The sequence below is a fragment of the Nocardiopsis alba genome, assembly GCF_000710955.1.
Lineage (GTDB): Bacteria > Actinomycetota > Actinomycetes > Streptosporangiales > Streptosporangiaceae > Nocardiopsis > Nocardiopsis alba.
In genome coordinates, this window is record NZ_BAZE01000002.1 from 104,332 (window position 1) to 118,288 (window position 13,957).

Annotated in this window: 15 protein-coding genes; 8 read left to right on the forward strand and 7 right to left on the reverse strand. The window is 70.2% G+C overall.

Going from position 1 to position 13,957, the window contains the following annotated elements; genetic code table 11:
• Position 1: 1 nt before the first annotated feature.
• Positions 2-532, reverse strand: a complete 531-nt coding sequence (locus TR33_RS03870) for a glyoxalase superfamily protein (protein ID WP_042281473.1) — start codon at positions 530-532, stop codon at positions 2-4.
• 193 nt (positions 533-725) lie between these two features.
• Between TR33_RS03870 and TR33_RS25850 the strand changes: the two genes are divergently transcribed.
• Both TR33_RS25850 and TR33_RS03880 read left to right on the forward strand, forming a co-directional pair.
• Positions 726-878: a hypothetical protein gene (locus tag TR33_RS25850; protein WP_199806097.1), complete on the forward strand. Its 153-nt coding sequence runs from the start codon at positions 726-728 to the stop codon at positions 876-878.
• 133 nt (positions 879-1,011) lie between these two features.
• Positions 1,012-1,551, forward strand: coding sequence for an MOSC domain-containing protein (locus tag TR33_RS03880; RefSeq protein ID WP_017534923.1), 540 nt, complete (start codon positions 1,012-1,014; stop codon positions 1,549-1,551).
• Positions 1,552-1,602: 51 nt separating this feature from the next.
• Here the strand turns inward: TR33_RS03880 and TR33_RS03885 are convergent, their stop codons facing one another.
• Entirely contained in the window at positions 1,603-2,376 is a 774-nt protein-coding gene (locus tag TR33_RS03885; RefSeq protein ID WP_042281475.1) for an SDR family NAD(P)-dependent oxidoreductase, read from the reverse strand.
• A gap of 345 nt (positions 2,377-2,721) precedes the next feature.
• Here TR33_RS03885 and TR33_RS03890 point away from each other — a divergent pair, with 345 nt between their 5' ends.
• From TR33_RS03890 to TR33_RS03900, 3 genes are read left to right on the forward strand one after another with little or no spacing between them, the layout of a single operon-like run.
• On the forward strand, positions 2,722-3,549 hold the full coding sequence (locus TR33_RS03890) for an alpha/beta hydrolase (RefSeq protein ID WP_387608596.1): 828 nt from the start codon (positions 2,722-2,724) through the stop codon (positions 3,547-3,549).
• Positions 3,546-4,511 (forward strand): daunorubicin resistance protein DrrA family ABC transporter ATP-binding protein, encoded by a 966-nt coding sequence (locus TR33_RS03895; RefSeq protein ID WP_017534920.1) that lies wholly within the window; start codon positions 3,546-3,548, stop codon positions 4,509-4,511. The genes TR33_RS03890 and TR33_RS03895 overlap by 4 nt, the downstream gene beginning before the upstream one ends.
• The gene (locus TR33_RS03900; RefSeq protein WP_017534919.1) at positions 4,508-5,392 is read left to right on the forward strand and encodes an ABC transporter permease; all 885 of its coding nucleotides are present in this window, start codon (positions 4,508-4,510) and stop codon (positions 5,390-5,392) included. Before TR33_RS03895 ends, TR33_RS03900 begins: the two co-directional genes overlap by 4 nt.
• A 79-nt stretch (positions 5,393-5,471) precedes the next feature.
• On the opposite strand, the gene TR33_RS03905 is transcribed toward TR33_RS03900, so the two are convergent.
• On the reverse strand, positions 5,472-6,989 hold the full coding sequence (locus tag TR33_RS03905) for an MFS transporter (protein ID WP_042281480.1): 1,518 nt from the start codon (positions 6,987-6,989) through the stop codon (positions 5,472-5,474).
• A gap of 366 nt (positions 6,990-7,355) precedes the next feature.
• A complete protein-coding gene (locus tag TR33_RS03910; protein ID WP_017534917.1) occupies positions 7,356-8,117 on the reverse strand; it encodes an SDR family oxidoreductase in 762 nt (253 codons plus the stop codon).
• A 160-nt stretch (positions 8,118-8,277) separates the two neighbouring features.
• Here TR33_RS03910 and TR33_RS03915 point away from each other — a divergent pair, with 160 nt between their 5' ends.
• Positions 8,278-9,654, forward strand: a complete 1,377-nt coding sequence (locus TR33_RS03915) for an FAD-binding oxidoreductase (RefSeq protein WP_017534916.1) — start codon at positions 8,278-8,280, stop codon at positions 9,652-9,654.
• A 93-nt stretch (positions 9,655-9,747) separates the two neighbouring features.
• On the opposite strand, the gene TR33_RS03920 is transcribed toward TR33_RS03915, so the two are convergent.
• Positions 9,748-10,449 carry a MerR family transcriptional regulator gene (locus tag TR33_RS03920; RefSeq protein ID WP_042281481.1) on the reverse strand — a complete coding sequence of 234 codons (702 nt, stop codon included), beginning with the start codon at positions 10,447-10,449 and terminating at the stop codon, positions 9,748-9,750.
• Between the two features lie 213 nt (positions 10,450-10,662).
• On the opposite strand from TR33_RS03920, the gene TR33_RS03925 reads away from it, so the two are divergent.
• Positions 10,663-11,346 carry a hypothetical protein gene (locus TR33_RS03925; RefSeq protein WP_042281483.1) on the forward strand — a complete coding sequence of 228 codons (684 nt, stop codon included), beginning with the start codon at positions 10,663-10,665 and terminating at the stop codon, positions 11,344-11,346.
• Between the two features lie 157 nt (positions 11,347-11,503).
• Positions 11,504-12,046: a type 1 glutamine amidotransferase domain-containing protein gene (locus tag TR33_RS03930; protein ID WP_017534913.1), complete on the forward strand. Its 543-nt coding sequence runs from the start codon at positions 11,504-11,506 to the stop codon at positions 12,044-12,046.
• 75 nt (positions 12,047-12,121) lie between these two features.
• On the opposite strand, the gene TR33_RS25855 is transcribed toward TR33_RS03930, so the two are convergent.
• Positions 12,122-12,232 carry a methionine/alanine import family NSS transporter small subunit gene (locus TR33_RS25855; protein ID WP_017534912.1) on the reverse strand — a complete coding sequence of 37 codons (111 nt, stop codon included), beginning with the start codon at positions 12,230-12,232 and terminating at the stop codon, positions 12,122-12,124.
• Positions 12,232-13,851: a sodium-dependent transporter gene (locus TR33_RS03935; RefSeq protein WP_042281486.1), complete on the reverse strand. Its 1,620-nt coding sequence runs from the start codon at positions 13,849-13,851 to the stop codon at positions 12,232-12,234. The genes TR33_RS25855 and TR33_RS03935 overlap by 1 nt, the downstream gene beginning before the upstream one ends.
• Positions 13,852-13,957: the final 106 nt, after the last annotated feature.

A 13,957-nucleotide genomic window follows, 5' to 3' on the forward strand; every position in this document is an offset into this window, starting at 1 on the left:
TTCACTCCTCGGGTCGGCAGAATCGGATCACGTTGGCGAACGGGTCGACGATCGTCATCGTCGGCCCGCCGGGCGCTTCGAGGTCGATCTCCGGTGGTGTCCTCGTGTGGGGGCTTTGTGACAGTTCCTCATGGAGCCGGTGGACGTCGCCGACCTCGACCCACAGGACGGATCCCGGGGTGCCGTCGCCCTCGTGGCCTGACAGGTCGATGACGAGTTCATCGCGTCGCAGACGCGCGTACAGCGGCATTCCCGGCGCGAAACGGTGTTCCCACTCGATGGAGCATCCGAGATGGTCGACGTAGAACTCGCGTGCCGCCTCCTCGTCGTGGATCCGCAGGATGGGTACGGCACCGCGCATCCGGGGTTTCGAGAGGACGTCGAGGGCGGTGTCGGTGTCGCTGTCATGGTGGCCGAGCATTCGGGCCGCCGTCTCCAGGGCCCGTTCGTGGGTGATGTGCGTACCCGAACGGCCCAGGTTCTCCTGTAGGAGACGGGCGGCCCGCTCGACCTCGTCGACGTGTTCGGTCATATAGTCCGCCCGTGTGTTCCGGTGCCCCGTCCTTGGGCGGCCAGCCTACCGAAGCGGTCTCACCTCGCGGGCCGGGGTCGTGTCCGGCGGCGCGCGTTCGATGTCGCGCTGGAGCGGGTTGTAGGGCACCCGGGGCGCGGAGAAGGCGGTCCGCTCCTCGTAGCGGGCGATGGTCTCGGGCAGGCCCTCCCGGGTGGTGAAGGATCCGGCCGGGGAGCTCGCCGAACAGCTGGTCACCCTGGCCGACGGGGCGGCCGGTCGCGCCATGATCCTGAACCGCGTGGACTACGGCCGTCATGGGCGCGCGGCCGCCGACGCCCTCATCTCCCAGGCCCTGAAGGCCTGACCCCACTCCGGGGGTCGGCCGAAGGGGTTCTCTCGGTCGGGCGTGGCGGCGTCGAAGCCGTAGGGTCTCGTCCTCGAGGGTGAGCGGGGGCTCTACGCTGAGGGCTCCACCACCCCCCAAGGAGGTCGAGGGCATGGGCCCTGTCGTCACGGCGGTCAGTAGCAGTCCCACGCACAGGTTCGGCAAGGTCAACCGGGCGCGGATCCGGTTGTTGGCCGGTCTGGGGGTGGAGGGGGACGCCCACATGGGCAGGACGGTCAAGCACCGTTCCCGTGTGGCCGCGGACCCCTCTCAGCCCAATCTGCGTCAGGTCCATCTGATCCACGAGGAGTTGTTCGACGAGGTCGCCGAGGCGGGGTTCGTGGTGAAGCCGGGGCAGATGGGCGAGAACATCACCACTCGCGGGGTGGATCTGCTCGCGTTGGGGCGGGGCACCGTCCTGGAGTTGGGGCGGGCCCGGGTGGAGATCACCGGGTTGCGCAACCCGTGCGCGCAGATCGACGGGTTCTCGCCCGGCCTGCTCAAGCGGATGGTGTACCGGGACGAGCGGGGCGAGCTGGTGCGCAAGGCCGGGGTGATGGGCGTGGTGCTCACCGAGGGCGAGGTCGAACCGGGGACGCCGGTGGGGGTGTGTTTTCCCGCGGGTGAGCACGTCCGGCTCGAACGGGTCTGAGGACCGCGACGGGCCGCCCTCCCACGGGAGACCGGAGGGCGGCCCGTCGTGTCAGTGGGCGGTCTGGCCGCCGTCGACGGTGTGGACGCCGCCGGTGGCGAACGAGGCCAGGGGCGAGGCGAGGTAGAGGACCATGCCGGCGATCTCCTCGGGTTGGGCGGCCCTTCCCATACGAGAGCCGGCCAGGACTTCGGCCGCCATGATCGGGTCGTCCAGCCAGCCCTTGGTCATTCCGGTGGCGACCAGGCCGGGTGCGACCGCGTTGACCCGGATCCCGGATTCGGCGTAGTCGATGGCCGCGGCGCGGGTCAGGCCGACCACGCCGTGTTTGGCGGCGACGTAGGGCGCCATTCCGGGGTCGGCGATCAGTCCGGCGACCGAGGCGGTGTTGACGATGGATCCGCCGCCGTGGTCGACCATGTAGGCGATCTCGTGTTTGAGGGAGAGGAAGACGCCCTTGAGGTCGACGGCGATGGTGCGGTCCCAGTCCTGCTCGGTCTGGTCGAGCAGGGCTCCGGTGGGCGGTAGGACGCCGGCGTTGTTGAAGGCCACGTCGAGTCCGCCGTAGGTCGTGGCGGCGGTGTTCACGAGGTTCTCGACCTCGTCGGAGCGGGTGACGTCGGTGCGTACGAAGGTGGCCGATCCGCCGTCGCGTTCGATGAGCGCGACGGTCTCGGCCGCGTGCGGGTCGACGTCTCCGATGACGACCTTGGCGCCCTGTCGGGCGAAGGCCCGCGCGGTCGCCCGTCCGATGCCGGTGGCACCACCGGTGACGAGGACGACCTTGTCGGTGAAGTCCAAGAGCCGGTCGGTTATGGTCGACACTCCTTTGTCCCTTCCGATCCCGTCCCGGGATCGGAACCGTCGAGGCGGCCCGCGGCCGGGCCGGATCGGAGGAGACCCCCTCCGACCTTCGACTATTCCATACGCGTGATCGTTTCGTTATGAGGCGGTGGGTGGGGGACGCGTCGCGAACGGGCTCCTCGGGCGGTGGTATCGGCGCTGTTCGCGGCCCTGCGGCGAGGGCACGGTAGTGCGAGCACCACCGGAGCGGGTGGGCCGTGGTGGAGCGGGATCCGGGTGTCTGCGTCATCGTCCGCGCGGGGCGGCGATCCTAGCGTTGAAGGGTCGGATCAGCCCGTTGTCCCGGTGCCGTCGAGGAGAGTCATGATCGTGGCGAGCCCCCCTTCCCCTTCCCGCTACGAGGGCCCTTTGCGTTATGGGCGCGACGTGCGACTCGGTGTGCGCGTACTGGCCTATGACGAGCGGGGCGCGGGCCGGATCGTGGAGGAGCTCGGTGACGCCGCCGAGGCCGACCACGTGGCGGTGGTGGTGCCGGGCAACGACAACTATCTGGCCAACTACTTCGACCAGAGGCGTTCGACCCGTCCTCGTGCCAACGCGGCGATCCTGTTGGAGGAGATGCGCAGGCAGGCTCCGGGGGAGCGTGTGGCGGTGGTGGTGTGGGTGGGTTATCGGACCCCTCGTGGGTTCGGTGAGGCGGTGATGCGCGGTCCGGCGCTGCGGGGCGCCGAGGACCTGGCGCGGTTGACGCGTTTCCTGCCCTCGTCGGCGAGGGTGACGTTGGTGGGGCACAGCTACGGCACGGTGGTGTGCGGTCTGGCGTTGGCGCGGGCCCGGGTGGCGGACTGTGTGGCGTTGGGCAGTCCCGGGATGGGGGTGCGTACCCGCGAGGATCTGCGTTTCGAGGGCAACCTGTGGGCTGGGCTGGGCCCCGGGGACTGGATCCGGTTCTTTCCCCGGGGACACGTGGGGACGATGGGGCACGGCCCCTCGCCGTTGCGCAGGTCGTTCGGCGCGCGGGTGTTCGAGACCGGGGACATCGACGGGCACTGCTCCTACTACCGCAGGGGCAGCGAGTCGGTGCGCAACATCGCGCGGATCGCGGTGGGGCGTTATGAACGGGTCACGATGGCCGGGGGCGGCGCGAAGGTCCCGGCGCCGGTGGGCGGTCGGGGGTCGGTGGTGGTCCGATGAGCGGGCGGGCGGCGATCCTGGCGCGGGGGTTGCGCAAGGGCTATCGGGGTGGCGGCATGGCCTTGGACGGGGTGGATCTGGAGGTCGAGGCGGGGACGGTGCACGGGCTGTTGGGGCCCAACGGTGCCGGTAAGACGACCACGGTGCGGGTGTTGGCGACCCTGACCGGTTTCGACGAGGGCGAGGCGTGGGTGGCGGGGGTCGACGTGGCGGCTCGGCCGCGTCGGGTGCGCGAGCGGATCGGGTTCGTGGGCCAGTACGCGGCGGTGGACGAGGTGTTGAGCGGTCGCCGCAACCTGGAGATGTTCGGCCGGCTCTACCACCTGGGGCGTCGGCGCGCGCGGGCTCGGGCGCAGGAGTTGTTGGAGCGTTTCGACCTGGTGGAGGCGGCCGAGCGGCCGGCGCGGACCTATTCGGGAGGGATGCGTCGTCGTCTGGATCTGGCGGCGGGGATGGTGCTCGACCCTCGGGTGTTGTTCCTGGACGAGCCCACGACCGGGTTGGATCCGCGGAGTCGTAGCGAGGTGTGGGCGGCGGTGCGGACGATGGTGGCGGGCGGTACCACGGTGCTGTTGACCACCCAGTACCTGGAGGAGGCCGACCGGTTGGCGGATCGGATCTCGGTGCTGGACGCGGGTCGGGTGATCGCCGAGGGCGACCCGGAGGGGTTGAAGGCCCGTGTGGGCGGTGGTCGGGTGGAGGTCGTGGTGGCCGACGTGGAGGGGTTGGCGCCGGTCGCCGAGGTGATGGAACGTGTGTCGGGCGTGCCGGCCCGGGTGGAGGTCGACGCGTTGCGGGTGGGCGTGGCGTTCGAGGGCGGGGGCGCGGCGCTGACCCGGATGGTGCGGGCGTTGGACGAGGCCGGTCTGGAGGTGGAGGACATCGCGTTGCGGCGGCCGACGTTGGACGACGTCTTCCTGGGGTTGACCGGGTCCCGTGAGGGTGGGAGGGAGCGGACGTGAGGACGTTGGAGGGGAGGGCACCGGAGCGGGTCGTGGAGGCCGTGGAGGTCGAACGGTCCGGTTCGTGGACGCGGGAGGTCGTGGTCGGTCTGGGTTGGGCGGTGGCCGACGCGGTGGTGGTGGCCCGGCGTTATCTGACGCATCTGGTGCGTCGTCCCGGGGAGATCGTCGGCACGTTGATGATCCCGGTGATGGCGGTGCTGTTGTTCGGGTTCGTGTTCGGCGAGGCCATGGGCGCGGCGATGGGGGTGGATTCCGTCGACTATCGGGACTTCCTCATGCCGGGGTTGTTCGCGTTGACGATGGCGTTCGGGATCGGCAACACCACGATCGCGGTGGTCACCGATGTGGGGCGTGGGGTGGTGGATCGGTTCCGGACGCTGCCGATGGCGCCGTCGGCGTTGTTGGTGGGGCGCGGTATGGCCGATGTGGTCGCGGCCCTGGTGGATCTGTCGGTCCTGGTGGTGATGGGGCTGTTGATCGGGTGGCGTTGGCATCTGGGCCCGTGGGCGGCGCTGGCGGGGTTGGGGTTGTTGCTGCTGTTGCGGATGGCGTTCACCTGGATCGGGATCTTCCTGGGGTTGTTGGTGCGCGGTCCCGAGGCGGCGATGAAGTTCTTCTCGTTGGTGTTCCCGTTGGCGATGGTGGCCGAGACGTTCGTTCCGGCGCGGATGGTGCCGGGCTGGTTGGCGCCGGTGGTGGAGTGGAATCCGTTGTCGGCGACGGTGCTGGCGTGTCGGGAGCTGTTCGGTAACAGCGTCGCGTCGGGTGATTCGTGGGTGGCGCAGCACGCGATACCGATGGCCGTGGTGTGGCCGGTGGTGTTGTTGGCGGTGTTCGTGCCGTTGTCGTTGTGGCGGTATCGGCGGGCGGGCCGTTGAGCCCGGCGGGAGAGGTCCGCGGGGGGGGGGCTCTCCCGCCGGGGGTGGGGCGGCCGACCGGGGCCGGCCGCCCCGAGGGTCAGACGTGGCGGAGCAGACGTGCGGAGGCGATCGCGAGTAGGGCCGCGATGACGGCTCCGGTGAGGGCGACCGTTTGGAGTCCGGCCGCGAACGCCGTCGCGGCGGCCTCTCGGACGGCGTCCGCCTCGGCCCGGTCCAGGTCGGCCAGGACGGACACGGCCCCTGAGAGCGATGCGCCGGCCGTGACGGCCACGTCCTCGGGCAGGTCGGCGGGCAGGGTGTGGGCGGCCCGGTTCTGGTAGATCGCGGTGCCCAGGGTGCCGAGCAGGGCGATGCCCAGGCCCGTGCCGAGTTCGGTGGCGGTCTCGCTCGCCGCTCCGGCCGAGCCGGCCCCGCCCTTGGGGGCGGCTCCCACGACCAGGTCGGTGCCCAACGCGTCGAAGGGGCCGCTGCCCAGGTAGACCACGATCAGTCCGACGATCACCCAGGCGGGTCCGGCCGTGGTCCCGTGGGCCACCATGACGAGCCCGGCGCAGGAGAGCGCCAGTCCCGCGGCGATGACCGTGCCCGCCGGCATGCGGCGGGCCGCGATCGGCGCGAGCAGTGCGCCCACGATCAGTCCCAGCGCTGCGGGGGCGACCATGGCTCCGGCGCGCAGTGCGCCCATGCCCTGGGTCGATTGCAGGTACTGCGGTACGAACAGGGTGAGTCCGCCGATGATCGCCGGCCCCAGCAGGAGGAGCGCGAGCGCGGTGGCCGAGGTGCGGTCGGTCAGCAGGCGAAGGTCCAGCAGCGGGTCGGTGAGTCGGCGTTGGCGCAGGACGAAGGCCACGAGGGCGGCCGCGCCCAGGGCGATCCAGGCCGCGGCGGCGAGGCTCGCCCCCTGGTGGGCGAGGTCCTTGAGTCCGTGGACCAGGGGCAGCAGGCCCACGAAGAACAGCGTCGCGCTCGGACCGTCGAACCGTCCGGGGTTCTCACGGCGGTGTTCGGGCAGCAGGGTGCGGCCGGTCAGTACCACGAGCACCATCACGGGGACGGCGAGCAGGAACACCGATCCCCACCAGAACGTCTCCAGCAGCGCGCCGCCGATGAGCGGTCCGGTGGCGAAGCCGGTCATGAAGGCGCTGCTCCAGACGGCGATCGCGGTTCGGCGATGGTGCGGGTCGGGGAACATCGCGTTGAGCAGCCCGAGGGTGGCGGGCATCAGGGGCGCTCCGGCCGCGCCCAGGGCGGCACGGGCGAGGATGAGCGTGTCGGCGTTGGGTGAGAACGCGGCGAGGGTCGAGACGGCGGCGAAGGCCGCGGACCCGTACAGCAGGAGCCGGCGTTGGCCGATGCGGTCGCCGAGGGCGCCCATCGGTACGAGCAGGCCCGCGATCAGCAGCGGGTAGATGTCCAGGATCCACAGTTCCCGGGTGGCGTCGGCGCCCAGGGCCGCGGAGATGTGCGGCAGTGTCAGGTACAGGACGCTCATGTCCAGGGCGAGTACCGCCGTGGGCAGGCAGAGCAGGGCCAGTCCCGCCCAGAAGCGTGCGGGTGTGGAAGGTGTGGCGTGTTCGTGAGACGGCGAATGCACCGATGTTCCTCGGAAGGGTTCGAAGCCGACCCGCCTCTGGGGAGTGTTCTTTCGGATGCTCTCGTTCGGTGTCGGCGGGGCCGATCCATGGCGAACGGCCGCCGGGCGACGCGAGCGCGTGATGATCCGAAGAACACGGCCTGGGCAGGCGGGACGACCGGGTGGAGGGCGTGTCACGCCCTATGGGGACCCGGTAGGGGCTTCGACACCGGAAGAAGGCGGCGCCGACGGTGATGTCAGGCGGCGGGGTTCCGGGACGAAGCGCCCTTCGAAACCGTGCCGGTGATCACGATGGCCAAGAGGTAGGGGGTTTCTTCCGCGGGAGGGATCGAACGGTACGAGGCTAGGGAAGGGGTCGTCGGGCCGTCAAATCGTCGCGGTGGTGGTGTCGCGGGCGAGGTATTCGGCGAAGGTCGTGCGGCCCACCCGGTGCTCGGGGGCCAGGTGTTCGCCGGCGCGGTAGGCGGCGAAGATCCGGCCCGGGGCGCGCAGTGGCCAGAGTCGACGTCGAAGGCCCCGGGAGTCCAGGTAGGCGCGGGCCAGGTCCTGGAAGGGTTCGACGAGGGGGCCGCCCATGTCGTCGACGCGGCCGGCGGGTTCCTCTCCGGCCAGGTGGGCCAGGCGTAGGGCGACCTCGGCGGGGTCGATGGGCTGGACGTCGATGTCGGGGTAGGGCATGGCGGGGATCCGGGCGAGCCGGTCGCACAGGCCGCGGACCAGGTCGTGGAACTGGGTGGCGCGCACGATGGTGACGCCCAGGTCGGAGGCGAGCAGGGCCTGTTCGATGGTGTGCTTGGTCTTGTAGTAGCCCAGGGGGACCCGGTCGACGCCGACGATGGAGATGTAGACCAGGTGGTGGACGTTCGCTGCGCGGGCGGCGTGGATCAGGTTGCCGGCGGCGGCCATGTCGCCACCGGCGGGGGTGCTGGCCAGGTGCTGGACGGTGTCGACGCCGTCCAGGGCGCGGTCGAGTCCGGTTCCTTCGCGCAGGTCGACGGCGTGGGCGTCGGGGTCGTCGGGGCGGGGGTGGCGGCTGAGGGTGCGTACGTGGTGTCCGTCCTCGCGCAGGCGTCGGACCACGTGGGTGCCCAGGGTGCCGGTGGCGCCGGTGACCAGGATCGTGCTCATGCTCCACCTCCGAGACCGGTAGACGATCACGCTAACACCGCATGTCCGCGAAGTCCCGTTCTGCCCTGGTCGGGTGTGTGCCGTTCCGGGGTGGGCGGTTAGGGTTCGGCCAGTGCCGACGTGACAGGTCGTCGGTCGCGCAGTCGGAAAGGAGCCGCCCATGTCGGGAGTGGTCGAGGAGTTGAGGGCCGCCCTGGGGGAGGGCCTGGTGGTCACCGATCCCGAGGTGATGGAGGGGTACGCCCACGACGAGGCCGAGTGGGCCCCCTATGAGGGTCCGGTCGCGGTGGTGCGACCTCGTGAGACCGCCGACGTGGCCGCGGTGGTGCGGATCTGCGCCGACCGTGGGGTGCCGGTGGTGGCACGGGGCGCCGGGACCGGGCTGTCGGGCGCGGCCAATTCCGGGCGGGGTTGGGTGGTGGTCTCCTTCGAGCGGATGAACCGGGTGCTGGCGGTCGATCCGGTCCAGCAGAGCGCGACGGTCCAGCCCGGGGTGGTCAACGACGATCTGCGCGCGCGGGTCTCCCGGGACGGGCTCTGGTATCCGCCGGATCCGGCGTCCTCGCCCTGGTCGACCATCGGTGGGAACGTGTCCACGAACGCGGGCGGGTTGTGCTGCGTCAAGTACGGGGTGACCCGCGACTACGTGTTGGGCATGGAGGTGGTCACCGGTACGGGGCGGGTGGTGCGGCTGGGCAAGACCACCGCCAAGGGGGTGACCGGGTACGACCTGGCCGGACTCATGGTGGGTTCGGAGGGCACGTTGGGGCTGGTCACCGAGGTGACGTTGCGTCTGGTGCCGTTGCGTACCGGGGTCGAGCACACCGTGGTGGGCTATTTCGATTCGTTGACCGACGCCGGTCGTGCGGTGGCGGCGGTGTCGGCGGCGGGGGTCGTGCCCTCGGCGCTGGAGCTGATCGACCGGTTCTGTCTTCAGGCGGTGGACGAGTGGAAGAACATGGGTCTGTCCGCCGAGGGCGAGGTGCTGCTGTTGGCCCGTAGTGACCTGCCCGGAGAGTCGGGTCGGGCCGAGGCCGAGCGGATCCTGGAGTGTTTCGAGAAGGAGCGGGCCGTGTACGCGGTGCGTTCCACCGACGAGGAGGAGGCGGAGGCGCTCTTCGCCGCGCGCCGGTTGGCCTATCCGGCGTTGGAGCGGTTGGGTCCGCTGTTGACCGAGGACGTGTGCGTGCCCAAGGCGTCGGTGCCGACGATGTTGGAGGCGATCGAGCGGATCGGGGAGAGGTTCCGGACCCGGATCGGGAACATCGCCCACGCCGGTGACGGCAACCTGCATCCGCTGTTCATCGTCCCGGCCGGGGACGAGGAGGCCAAGGAGCGTGCGCAGCGGGCCTTCGAGGAGATCGTGGACGAGGCCCTGGCCATGGGCGGCACCGTCACCGGTGAGCACGGGGTGGGGTTGTTGAAGATGCGCGGGGCCGCCGATGAGCTGGGCCCCGACGTGGTGGCCATGCACCGGGCGATCAAGGGCGCGCTGGACCCGAAGGGGATCCTCAACCCGGGCAAGGTGTTCGTCTAGGGGCGATGTGGTGTGGGGCCGGTGCGGGTGCGGGTCGGCTCCACCTCGATGGTCGGTGCGGGCTCTCTCCTTCGGGGGAGGGCCCGTGCTCGTTCAGGGGTGGTCGTGCAGGTGGGCGGCGGCGGTGAGCAGGGCTCGGGAGCGTCGGTCGAGGTCGTGGGCGCGCCGGTCCAGGGCCACGCGCAGGGAGCCGCTGTCGCCGGTGCGGCCCAGTTCTCGGAGGATCGGTCCGATGTCGGGCAGCGGGTAGTGGACCTGGCGTAGCAGGCGCACGATACGGGCCAGGCGCACGTCGGTGGGCGTGTAGAGGCGGTGGCCGGTGACGCGTTCGCGTGCGGGGTCCAGGAGTCCGGCCTGTTCCCATACGCGCAGGGTGGAGGTGCGCACCCCCAGGTGGGCGGCGACCTCGCCGATGCGCAGGTCGCCGGTGGGCGGTGCGGGCGCGCCGGTGTCCCGGTCGGCGATGGCGGTGAGCGCCTTGGCGGTCTCGTCCAGGGCCAGGCGTTGGTGGTGGAGTTCGGCGTGGGAGGAGTCGAGGAGGGCCAGTGCCGTGGGGAGGTCGTCGTCGTTGAGGGCGTGCATGATCCGGCGGGAGACGTCGCTTCCGCAGGCGGCGTAGAGGGCGCGGAAGGTCAGTAGGGCCCGTCGGTGGCGTGGGGTGAAGACGCGGTAGCCGGACTCGGTGCGTTCCGTGGGCGGCAGCAGGCCCTCGTCGGCGTGGTTGCGGACCTGTTGGGTGGAGATGCCGGCGGCGCGGGCCAGGTCGATGGGGCGTAGGCGGGGCGGTTCGTCCACGTCGGTTCCTCCCCGTCTCGGCCGTGGCGCGGCGGTGTCCAGGATAGGCCCGCCCCGCCCTTTCGCGGCCTTTCCGCGTCGAGGTGGGGAGGGGGTGTTCTCGGGCGTTCTCCGAGGGGTTGAGAACGGTCCGGTTTCCCTGTGGGGTACGGGAACCGGAAGGATGTGCCGTACGTCTCTCCGTTAGAGACGGAACGAGAGGGGAGGGCCCCTATGTCCGGTGGCGTGATCGCCCTTTTGCTCATCGCGGCCCTGGTCATCGTGGCCATCACGGTGATGCAGTCGGCGGCCGATCGGGAGCGTTCCCAGGCCTTGGAGGATTGGGCCCGCGGCCGAGGCTGGCGCTATGACCGGGAACGTCCGGAGATGGTGGGGCTCTTTCGGGGATCGCCCTTCAAGGACGGCAGCTCCGACGCCAGGGTCCGTCACGTGATCTCCGGTGAGCATCGAGGCCATCGTTTCCTGGCCTATGAGTACTCCTACACCTCTACCCTGACCACCGCGCAGGGTTCCCTCACCGCCAATGAGCGTTATGGGGTCGTGGTGGTCGGGACCCGTGCCACCCCGATCCTGGAGGTGCGTCGGACCCACCCGGGGTACGCCCTCTCGGCGGCGGCCGGGGTGCGCGACATCGAGGTGGGCGATCAGGACTTCGACGCCGCCTTCCACGTGGCGGGCGACGACGAGGCGTTCGCCGCGCGCACGCTGACCCCGCGGGTGCGTGAGCACCTGTTGGAGCGTCCCTCTCTCCGTTCCCCCTTCCGGCTGACCGGCGATCACCTGTTGTCGTGGCGTCGGGGGAGGTTGGGGGCCACGATGGCGTTGGAGACCATCGAGGCCTCCATCGACCTGTTGGAGCTCCTTCCGGATCGGCTCCGGGAGGAGAGCCGGGACTGAGGTCTCCGGTGTGGGAAACGGTCGTGGGTGTGATCGGCTCCGGTCACGCCCACGACCGTCTCATGGCCTCGGATGTGACAGGAGGGGCCGGCGTGGGTAGGGCGGTGAACGTGGCACGGGACTCGACCGAACGCGACGTACGACGCAGGAGGACGCCATGGCAGGGGAACTCTCCGGAAGAAGGGTGGCCGTGCTGGCCGCCGACGGGGTCGAGCAGGTGGAGCTGGTCCGCCCCCGTGAGGCTCTGACCGAGGCCGGGGCCCGGGTGGATCTGGTCTCTTTGTCCACGGATCCGATCCAGGCCATGAACGGCGACATCGAGCCCGCCGACCGCTTCGCCGTGGACCGTGAGGTCTCGAAGGTGAGCGTGGACGACTACGACGCTCTGGTGGTGCCCGGTGGGACCATCAACCCGGACCATCTGCGCACGAACGCGGACGCGGTGGGTTTCGTGCGCGACTTCGTGAACCGGGGCGGTCCGGTGGCGGCGATCTGCCACGGGCCGTGGATCCTGGTGGAGGCCGACGTGGTGCGTGGTCGCACCCTGACCTCCTACCCCAGTATCCGCACCGACATCCGTAACGCGGGCGGCACGGTGGTGGAGGAGCCGGTGGTCACCGACCAGGGTGTCACCACCAGCCGTGATCCCGGCGATCTGGACGCGTTCTGCGAACGGATCGTGTCCGAGTTCGCGGGCTGAGGACGCGAGGAGGGGCCGCCGACACCGTCACGGTGTCGGCGGCCCCTCGTCATGCCGGTCGTGTCGGCCGGAGGGCTAGGCCTCGGGCTCGTCGGGGTGACGGCGCAGGTGCAGCACGGCGCCGAGCAGGCCGCCCCACAGGACGACGATGGAGATGACCATCATCACGATCGCGCTGGCGGACATCAGCGGTCCCCTTCCTTGGTGTTGTCACCGGCTTCGGCGTCGGTGGCGGTGATCCGGTCGGGGGCGTCCAGCTCCGGCGGGACCTCGGCGTCCTCGGCCCCGGCCAGACGCTCGGCGTCGGCGCGGGCGATGGCGTCGGCGCGCTTCCAGGGGAAGCAGGCGACGATGATGCCGAAGACGATGGCGCCGATGGCCACACCCCAACCGGCGACCAGCAGGAACTGGTCGGGGTAGTCCTCGTAGTTGGAGGTGAGCTCGCTGCGAAGGCTGTCCCACATCATGAAGCCGAGCAGGATCGGGGTGATGCCGCCCAGGGCGACCTTCCACCACCGGTCCAGGCGGATCGTGGAGACGGCGTTGGCGTGCCGTTCGAACACCGGCAGGCGGCGCACGAGCCAACCGAAGACCAGGATCATCACCAGGCCGGCCATGGCGATGCCGTACTGGTTGATGAAGTGGTCGAAGGAGTCGAGGATGTACAGGCCCTCGTGGGTGGGGAAGAGCAGGATCGAGGCCACGGCGGTGGCGCCGCCCACGAGCAGCACGGTGGGAACGCGGGCCAGGCCGGTGCGGTCCTGGACGGCCGAGATGATCACCTGGACGATGCTGATCAGCGAGGTGATACCGGCGATCACCAGCGAGACGAAGAACAGCAGTCCGAACAGCGCTCCGCCGAAGGGCAGGGTGGAGATGATCTGCGGGAAGGCCACGAAGGCCAGGCCGATGCCGGAGGCGGCGACCTCGTCCACGCCGGTGCCGGCGGAGTGGGCCATGAAGCCCAGGGCGGCGAAGACGCCGATGCCGGCCAGGAGCTCGAAGGAGCTGTTGGCGAAGCCGGCCGTCAGGGCGGTGCCGGTCAGGTCGGTCTTGCGCTTGAGGTAGGAGGCGTAGGTGACCATGATCGCGAAGCCGATGGACAGGGAGAAGAAGATCTGTCCGTAGGCCGCGATCCACACCCCGCCGTCGAGCATGGCGCTCCAGTCGGGGGTGAAGAGGGCGTTGAGGCCCTCGGAGGCGCCTTCGAGGGTCAGTGACTGCGCGACCAGGAGGACGAACAGCACGACCAGCAGCGGAATGAAGACCTTGTTGGCCTTCTCGATGCCCTTGCGCACGCCCAGGGCCAGGATGCCCAGGACGACCACCCATACGGCGATCAGCGGCCAGGCCACACCGGAGACGAACCCGGAGACCATGCCCGGGGTGTCGCTGATCTGGAGGAACTCCTCGAAGAAGAAGCCGTTGGGGTCATCGCCCCACTGCTGTCCGATGGAGAAGCCCGCGTAGCGGATCGCCCAGGCGACGATCACGGCGTAGTAGACCGCGATGACGAAGCAGATGGCCACCTGCCACCAGCCGATGGCCTCGGCGGGCCGGTAGATGCGCCGGTAGGACAGCGGAGCCGAGGAGCGGTAACGGTGTCCGATGCTGTACTCGAGGATGAGCAGCGGGATACCGGCCGTCAAGAGCGCGATGAGGTACGGGATGAGGAAGGCCCCACCACCGTTGTCGTAGGCGACGTAGGGGAATCGCCAGATGTTGCCCAGTCCGATGGCCGATCCGATGGCGGCCATGAGGAAGCCCGCGCGAGTTCCCCATTGCTCGCGAGCCTGTTGACCCATGTTCAGGTCTCCTAAATCATCCCGTAGTTCGCGTTTCGCACGGTAGCAGGATTTGCCGCTTTGAGCATCGTCGATGCTGGTCCGTGCGCCGGATGTCGCCCGAACG

Excerpts from the sequence above, each read along its gene's own strand:
- TR33_RS03930 (WP_017534913.1), top strand. The coding sequence starts at position 11,504 with ATGGCAGGGGAACTCTCCGGAAGAAGGGTGGCCGTGCTGGCCGCCGAC.
- TR33_RS03910 (WP_017534917.1), bottom strand. The coding sequence starts at position 8,117 with ATGAGCACGATCCTGGTCACCGGCGCCACCGGCACCCTGGGCACCCAC.
- TR33_RS03935 (WP_042281486.1), bottom strand. The coding sequence starts at position 13,851 with ATGGGTCAACAGGCTCGCGAGCAATGGGGAACTCGCGCGGGCTTCCTC.
- TR33_RS03880 (WP_017534923.1), top strand. The coding sequence starts at position 1,012 with ATGGGCCCTGTCGTCACGGCGGTCAGTAGCAGTCCCACGCACAGGTTC.
- TR33_RS03895 (WP_017534920.1), top strand. The coding sequence starts at position 3,546 with ATGAGCGGGCGGGCGGCGATCCTGGCGCGGGGGTTGCGCAAGGGCTAT.
- TR33_RS03925 (WP_042281483.1), top strand. The coding sequence starts at position 10,663 with ATGTCCGGTGGCGTGATCGCCCTTTTGCTCATCGCGGCCCTGGTCATC.
- TR33_RS03870 (WP_042281473.1), bottom strand. The coding sequence starts at position 532 with ATGACCGAACACGTCGACGAGGTCGAGCGGGCCGCCCGTCTCCTACAG.
- TR33_RS25855 (WP_017534912.1), bottom strand. The coding sequence starts at position 12,232 with ATGTCCGCCAGCGCGATCGTGATGATGGTCATCTCCATCGTCGTCCTG.
- TR33_RS03915 (WP_017534916.1), top strand. The coding sequence starts at position 8,278 with ATGTCGGGAGTGGTCGAGGAGTTGAGGGCCGCCCTGGGGGAGGGCCTG.